Origin of the sequence: Paraburkholderia sp. (assembly GCF_047605525.1) — a bacterium.
In the GTDB taxonomy this organism is placed as follows: Bacteria; Pseudomonadota; Gammaproteobacteria; order Burkholderiales; family Burkholderiaceae; genus Paraburkholderia.
On record NZ_JASGFN010000046.1, the window covers coordinates 20,820 to 28,262 of the forward strand.

The 7,443-nt window shown below is 61.2% G+C and carries 4 protein-coding genes; all 4 read right to left on the reverse strand.

Features of this window, described 5'->3' with window-relative positions:
- Window positions 1–68: 68 nt before the first annotated feature.
- Window positions 69–1,592, reverse strand: coding sequence for a SpoVR family protein (locus QM685_RS35615; RefSeq protein ID WP_415124019.1), 1,524 nt, complete (start codon window positions 1,590–1,592; stop codon window positions 69–71).
- Between the two features lie 233 nt (window positions 1,593–1,825).
- Window positions 1,826–3,097 carry a YeaH/YhbH family protein gene (locus QM685_RS35620; RefSeq protein ID WP_415124021.1) on the reverse strand — a complete coding sequence of 424 codons (1,272 nt, stop codon included), beginning with the start codon at window positions 3,095–3,097 and terminating at the stop codon, window positions 1,826–1,828.
- Between the two features lie 241 nt (window positions 3,098–3,338).
- Window positions 3,339–5,261 carry a PrkA family serine protein kinase gene (locus tag QM685_RS35625; protein WP_415124023.1) on the reverse strand — a complete coding sequence of 641 codons (1,923 nt, stop codon included), beginning with the start codon at window positions 5,259–5,261 and terminating at the stop codon, window positions 3,339–3,341.
- Window positions 5,262–6,180: 919 nt separating this feature from the next.
- Complete coding sequence (locus QM685_RS35630; protein WP_415124025.1) at window positions 6,181–6,942, reverse strand: 2-keto-4-pentenoate hydratase; 762 nt, start codon at window positions 6,940–6,942, stop codon at window positions 6,181–6,183.
- Window positions 6,943–7,443: the final 501 nt, after the last annotated feature.

Sequence of the window (7,443 nt, forward strand, 5' to 3'; positions counted from 1 at the left end):
GGACAGGCTTACATAAGCTTACAAAAGGTGTCCTGCGCGGTGTCCTGGTTCTGCCGTGCGCCGAAACATCACATCCTTACGGCCGGCGGCACATAGCGGCACTCGTAGCGCTTTCTGACGGTGCCGTTTTCGTCGACGCTTTCGAGGAACACGTCGAATTGCCACAAGCGCGCCATGTGCTTGAGCACTTCGTCACTATCGGACGACAGATGCCGGTTGTCGCTCATGAAGTGCCGCAGCGTGAGACTGCGGTCGCCGCGCGTATTGACCGCCCACACCTGGATGTTCGGCTCGCGGTGATGCATGTCGTACTGCCGCGACAGCGCCTGGCGCACGTACTGGTAGCCGCTGTCGTCGTGAATCGCCGACACCTCGAGCGCGTCGCGCATGTCGTCGTCGAGTACCGAGAACAGGCGCATTTCGCGGATCAGATGGGGCGACAGATACTGCGCGACGAAGCTCTCGTCCTTGAAGTTGCGCATCGCGTAGTGCATCGCGGGCAGCCACGGACTGCCGGCCAGTTCCGGGAACCATTTGCGGTCTTCGTCGGTGGGCGACTCGCAGATGCGGCGAATGTCGCTCATCATCGAAAAACCGAGCGCGTACGGGTTGATACCGCTGTAATACGGCTTCGTGACCGGCGGCTGATAGACGACGTTGCTGTGCGAATGGAGAAACTCCATCATGAAGCCGTCTTCGAGCTTGCCCTGGTTGTACATCGTATTGAGCAGCGTGTAGTGCCAGAACGTCGCCCAGCCTTCATTCATCACCTGGGTTTGCCGCTGCGGATAGAAGTACTGGCCGATCTTGCGCACGATGCGGATCACTTCGCGCTCCCACGGCTCGAGCAGCGGCGCGTTTTTCTCCGCGAAATACAGCAGGTTTTCCTGCGGCTCGGGCGGATAACGCTCCTCGACTTCCTCGGGCAGCGGCGTATGGCGCGTCGGCAGCGTGCGCCACAGTTCGTTGACCTGCGACTGCAGATAGGCCTCGCGTTCGCGGCGCGCGGCAAACTCCTTTTCGAGCGACAGCTTCTGCGGCCGCTTGTAGCGGTCGACGCCGTAGTTCATCAGCGCGTGGCACGAATCCAGCAGTTCCTCGACGCGATCGAGCCCATAGCGCTCCTCGCACTCCGCGATGTAGTTCTTCCCGTAGACGAGGTAGTCGATGATCGCGTGCGCGTCCGTCCAGAGCCGGAACAGATAGTTGCCCTTGAAGAACGAGTTGTGACCGTAGGCCGCATGCGCGATGACGAGCGCCTGCATCGTCATCGTGTTCTCTTCCATCAGATACGCGATGCAGGGGTTCGAGTTGATGACGATTTCGTACGCGAGCCCCATCTGGCCGCGACGATAGCTTTTTTCGGTGGCAAGAAAATGTTTGCCGAACGACCAGTGACGGTAGTTCACGGGCATGCCGACGGATGCATACGCATCCATCATCTGTTCGGCGCTGATCAGTTCGAGCTGGATCGGATACACGTCGAGTTCATATTGCTCCGCAACACGGGCAATATGCGAGTCGTACTCTTCGATCAATTCGAAGGTCCAGTCGGACGGGCACGGCAGAGGTCTTCTATCGGCTACGTTCATACGGACTTCCCTTTGCCCTGGTTGGGCGTTCCGGTGTGTCCCGTGCTGCAGCGCTGCGGACTGCTCCGGCGCGAGCGGCTACCGTATCCGCCCTCGCCTCGGCATGCCCCGACTGTCGCTGCGGCACGCCTTTGTTGCGCCGCGGCGCCGTTTCATGCGACGGGTACTACCCCGCCGTACGATTCGCCGCGACGCGTCGTCGATCGGCTACGTCTCCCGCAACGGACATGCCGTCACGAAGTCGCCGCCTGCTTTTCAAACAGCTCGCGAAACACCGGATAAATATCGGCTGCGTTTTCGACCTTTTTCATCGCCATATGCGGCTGGCTCAACGCCAGTTGCGCATATTCGAGCCACAGGTTCTGCTCTTCGGGCGTCACCTGAATATACGCAAAATACCGCACCTTCTCCAGGATGTCATCCGCGAGTATCTTGCGGCACTTCGGCGAGTCGTCGGTCCAGTTGTCGCCGTCCGAGGCTTGCGCCCCGTAAATATTCCATTCAGTCGGCGAATAGCGCTCGTCCATTACCTTGCGCATCAGCTCGAGCGCGCTCGATACCACCGTGCCGCCGCTTTCGGTCGAATGAAAAAAAGTATCCTCGTCGACTTCCTCGGCGCGTGTGTGGTGGCGAATGAACACGACCTCGATGCGCTCGTAATTGCGCTTCAGAAACAGGTACAGCAGGATGAAGAAGCGCTTGGCGAGATCCTTGCGCTGCTCGTCCATCGAGCCGGACACGTCCATCAGACAGAACATCACCGCCTGGCTCGACGGCGTGGGCTGCTTCACGCGATTCACGTAGCGCAGATCGAACGGGTCGATAAATGGAATCCGCCAGATGCGCCCTTTCAGATGATGGATGTCGTCTTCGAGCAGCTTGATCTCTTCACGACGATCGGCGGGGTCGGCTTTCAGCTCTTCGAGCTGCCGCTCCATTTCGTGCAACTGGTTGACAAGCGGCGCGCCGAGCGCGATGCGCCGGCCGAGCGCGCTGCGCAGCGAACGGACCACGTCGATATTGTTCGGCGTGCCCTCGGCGGCCCAGCCCGCGCGGATGCTTTTCCACGTCGGCACGGCCATCAGATGGGTTTTGACGAGACGCGGCAGTTCGAGATCGTCGAAGAAGTACTGCATGAATTCTTCGCGGCTCAGTTCGAACACGAAGTCGTCCTGCCCCTCGCCCTCGTTGCTGGCCTGACTGCCGCCGCCTCCACCGCCACCGCCTTGCGGACGCTGGATCTTGTCGCCGCGGATGTAGTCCGAGTTGCCGGGATGCACCATTTCGCGGCGGCCGCCCGGTCCGTGACGGAACGACGGCTCCGCGATGTCCTTGCGCGGAATCGTGATGCTCTGGGTGTTCTGGATGTCCTTGATGCTGCGATCGCGCACCGCTTCCGAAACGGCGCGACGAATGTAGTTCTTGACGCGGCGCAAAAAACGCTCGCGATTCGCAATACTTTTGTTCTTGCCTGCCAGCCTGCGGTCGATGATTTGATGAAGCACGCCAGGTCTCCTGTGTCGGCAGGAACGAATGCGCCCTCGCACCTGCTCCAGCCCCACGCTTTGGCGCGTCGACCGGAGTCGGCGCCTTGGCACTGACCCCGGTCCCGCGCCATTGCGCTAATTCGGATACACGAGGCACGCGCCGCCTGGGCAGCCACGCTACGTCCATGCGGCTTGCGCCTCGCCGGTTGCCCGTACGGCAGGGCCATACGGGCAGCACATGCCAGGTATCAGGAGCGCGTCATGACGACTTGCGCACGCGCAGATACCAGTCGCACAGCAGGCGTACCTGCTTCGGCGTATAGCCCTTCGCCACCATGCGGTTGACGAAGTCTTCGTGCTTGCGCTGCTCTTCCGCGGAGCCCTTCGCGTTGAACGAGATCACCGGCAACAGTTCCTCCGTATTCGAGAACATCTTCTTTTCGATCACGACGCGCAGCTTCTCGTAGCTGATCCACGCGGGGTTCTTGCCCGCATTCGCGGCGCGCGCGCGCAGCACGAAGTTCACGATCTCGTTGCGGAAGTCTTTCGGGTTGCTGATGCCCGCGGGCTTCTCGATCTTCTCCAGTTCGGCGTTCAACGCGGCACGGTCGAAGCTCTCGCCGGTGTCGTGGTCGCGGAACTCCTGGTCCTGAATCCAGAAGTCCGCATACGTGACATAGCGGTCGAAGATGTTCTGACCGTATTCCGAATACGACTCCAGATACGCGGTCTGAATCTCCTTGCCGATGAATTCCGCATAGCGCGACGCGAGCACGTCCTTGATGAAGGACAGATACTTCTGCTCGGTTTCCGGCGGGAACTGCTCGCGCTCGATCTGCTGTTCGAGCACGTACATCAGATGCACCGGATTGGCCGCGACCTCGGTCGAGTCGAAGTTGAACACCCGCGACAGGATCTTGAACGCGAAGCGGGTCGACACGCCGGTCATGCCTTCATCGACGCCCGCGAAGTCGCGGTACTCCTGGTACGACTTGGCCTTCGGATCGGTGTCTTTCAGATTCTCGCCGTCGTAGACCTGCATCTTCGAGAACAGGCTCGAGTTCTCCGGCTCCTGCAGGCGCGTGAGCACGGACATCTGCGCCATCATCTTCAGCGTGCCCGGCGCGCATACCGCATTGGCGAGCGACGAATTACGCAACAGTTTCTCGTAGATCTTGACCTCTTCGCTGTAGCGCAGGCAGTACGGCACCTTGACGACGAAGATCCGGTCGAGCAGCGCCTCGTTATTGCGGTTGTTGCGGAACGCCTTCCATTCGGACTCGTTCGAGTGCGCGAGGATGATGCCGTCGAACGGAATCGCGCCGAAACCTTCCGTGCCCTTGAAGTTGCCTTCCTGGGTCGCGGTGAGCAACGGATGCAGCACCTTGATCGGCGCCTTGAACATTTCGACGAATTCGAGCAGGCCCTGATTGGCGAGGCACAGGCCGCCCGAGTAGCTGTACGCGTCCGCGTCGTCCTGCGCGTACTGTTCGAGCTTGCGGATGTCGACCTTGCCGACGAGCGACGAGATGTCCTGATTGTTCTCGTCACCCGGTTCGGTCTTCGCGATACCGACCTGGCGAAGGATCGACGGATAGCGGCGCACCACCCTGAACTTGCGGATGTCGCCGTTGTATTCATGCAGGCGTTTGACCGCCCACGGACTCAGGATGCTTTTCAGGTAGCGGCGGGGAATGCCGTATTGCTCTTCGAGAATCGGACCGTCTTCCTCGTAATCGAAGAGGCCGAGCGGCGATTCGTTGACGGGCGAGCCCTTGATCGCGTAGAAGGGCACGCGTTCCATCAGTTGCTTGAGGCGCTCCGCGATCGACGACTTGCCGCCACCGACCGGGCCCAACAAATACAGGATCTGCTTCTTTTCCTCGAGCCCCTGGGCCGAGTGCCGGAAGTAGGCGACCACCTGTTCGATCACCTCTTCCATTCCGTAGAACTCACGGAATGCGGGGTATACCTTGATGACCTTGTTCGCGAAGATGCGCGATAAACGCGGATCGTTGCGAGTGTCGATCTGTTCTGGTTCTCCGATTGCCGTCAACATGCGTTCGCCAGCGGTGGCGTACGCGGCGGGATTGTCTTTGCAGAGCGCGAGATACTCCTCGAGCGAGAGTTCGTCCTCCCGTGTTTTCTCGAAGCGGGTCGCGAAACTGCTGTAGATATCCATGCTACCTCCTCGCCGAAGTCTGGAGCGATGTCGTGCGCGGCGCGCTATTCGGAAACGACATCGCTCGAATTCATCCTAAACCCTTTTAAATTTTTTTTCACGGACTACGTTGCGAAAATCGCGCCGCACCCGCCTCCCTACATTCCTCACTTGGAAACACAGATTCGACCACCTACAATCTTGCACTCACATTGCAGCAAATCCGCAGTTTTGCTGCTGCTCCTGCTCCGTTGCACTGCCGTTTTTTTCAGCACCGCATCTCTATTCAGTGATCCTGCGCGACTTCCTTGCAACGTTGCGTCACATCGTCCGCTCGCGTTGCGTCGCATTGCTGTTGCACGTCCCGTTCCCGCACCCTCTCTCCGCCATAAAGCGACGGCTGTCTGCGCACGCACACTTCCTGCCGGAAAGCGCGCGTGTCGTCTCGCTTATGGTCCCCTTATCGTCCATAACGCACGGCGCGGCCATCCTGCCGACACGCATGCGAAGCTGTTACACATACGATGTTCGTTGGCGCACCTTGCGCGCTCTCCTGTCACACCTCGGGCCATACCATCAGGCGATTCGTCACCGCGCGGCGGGTTTGGTTCCGTGCGATGCAGCGGCGTTGCGCGAGCCCTCCGCATGATCTGGATCACGGCAGCGAATCGCGATTCCTTTATAAGCGTATACGGCCGGTCGCGAACAAAGTTGCAACAGAGTCGCGAAGCTCATGCCGGATTCATGCCCGCTTCGTGCGATCTCCACCCGATTTCCATGCGGTTCCCACGCTGTCTCCGCACGATCTCCAGTTAACGATTTCGATGCTTCAACCCTTTCGAGCCGCCGGAAATAAAAACGGCCACCCTGCGGCAGCCGTTCGAATCATGCGCCGTAATCAACGATTACAAGCGGAGCAGCGCCGCTCAGGTCAGTTCGCTCAGGTCAGTTCGATTTCCACTTCGCCGAGTCCGTCGATATGGCCGCGCACGATGCCGGGTCCGCCCACCTTGTGCGCGCCGACGTACGAGCCGGTGGTTAGCGTCCAGCTTCGCTCGATCGTGATGCCCATCGCGGCGCAATGGTTGACGAACCACACCAGCAGCTCGCGCGGATCGCCGGCCGGGTTACCGGTGACTTCCGGCAGCAGCGAGCGGCCGTTGAAGCTCAGTTCCAGTTCCGGCGACACGAAATCGAAGCCGCGCGCGAGTCCCGCATAAGCGGCCGGATGGCCGATGATCAGCGCGCCGTTGTTCTGCGCGTCGGCCAGTTGCGCGAGCGGCGCGACGTTCGGCCACTCGCTGAAGCGGCTGTCGACGATCTCGATGGCCGGCAGCACGACGCCGACTTTCGACAGCACCTCGTCGCGCGCATAGGCCCGGCCGCGCGGCTCGATCGTCTCGTCGAAACGGAATGCGATCTCGAGCTCGATCAGCACCCGGAAGAATCCGTCATGCGCGAGCCGCGCCGGCGACGGCACGATCAGCGAGGCCGGAATCGGCGCGCCCGACGCGGCGCCGCCCGGCGTCTTCGCGCCGATCTTCCACGCGCCGGTCGACTCGCCGAGGCCCGCGATGACCGCCTGCTGGATTGCATAGGCGGTCGCCGCGTCGGGCGGCAGGCTGTCGGGTGCGGGCGCATCGATCGGGCGATGCTGCCGGCGTGCATCGACGAGGCGTTGCGCAAGGTCGTATGGCGTCATGTCGGTCCTTTCTGGCTGGCGCATGGAAGGGTTCATCAGGGCGTAACAGTATCTGGGAAATCACGCGGCGCGCTGCTCGCCGCCGCGCGCCGCGAACCTCGGTCGTGGCCGTGCCCGTCAATGTACCGGATCGCGGCACGCGCCAGGGAAACGAGCGCGCCTTCGCAAACGTTAATTCAGCCGCGCGCGATGAAAAAACCGCGGATGCAAGCGCATGCGCGGTCTTCGGGAAGCGGATCGTTGTCTTCGGGGCGCGCTGGGGGGGCCACCAACAATATAGGGTGGGCATAGGACGGATATAGGGCGCGTTCGGGAACGGATGTTGCGTTACCTCGCGCGCCCATACTGAAGCTGAAGCAGGAAGATCGAATCCACGCAGACCCGAAACGTTAGAACGTCTCCCAATCGTGATCGCCGCCGGCAGTCGCCGCGGCTGGGGCGGCCGCACGCGCGGGCGTAGCGGCACCCGCCGAAGGTGTCTTCGCGGCCGGCGCCGTGCGC

Excerpts from the sequence above, each read along its gene's own strand:
- QM685_RS35615 (WP_415124019.1), bottom strand. The coding sequence starts at position 1,592 with ATGAACGTAGCCGATAGAAGACCTCTGCCGTGCCCGTCCGACTGGACC.
- QM685_RS35630 (WP_415124025.1), bottom strand. The coding sequence starts at position 6,942 with ATGACGCCATACGACCTTGCGCAACGCCTCGTCGATGCACGCCGGCAG.
- QM685_RS35625 (WP_415124023.1), bottom strand. The coding sequence starts at position 5,261 with ATGGATATCTACAGCAGTTTCGCGACCCGCTTCGAGAAAACACGGGAG.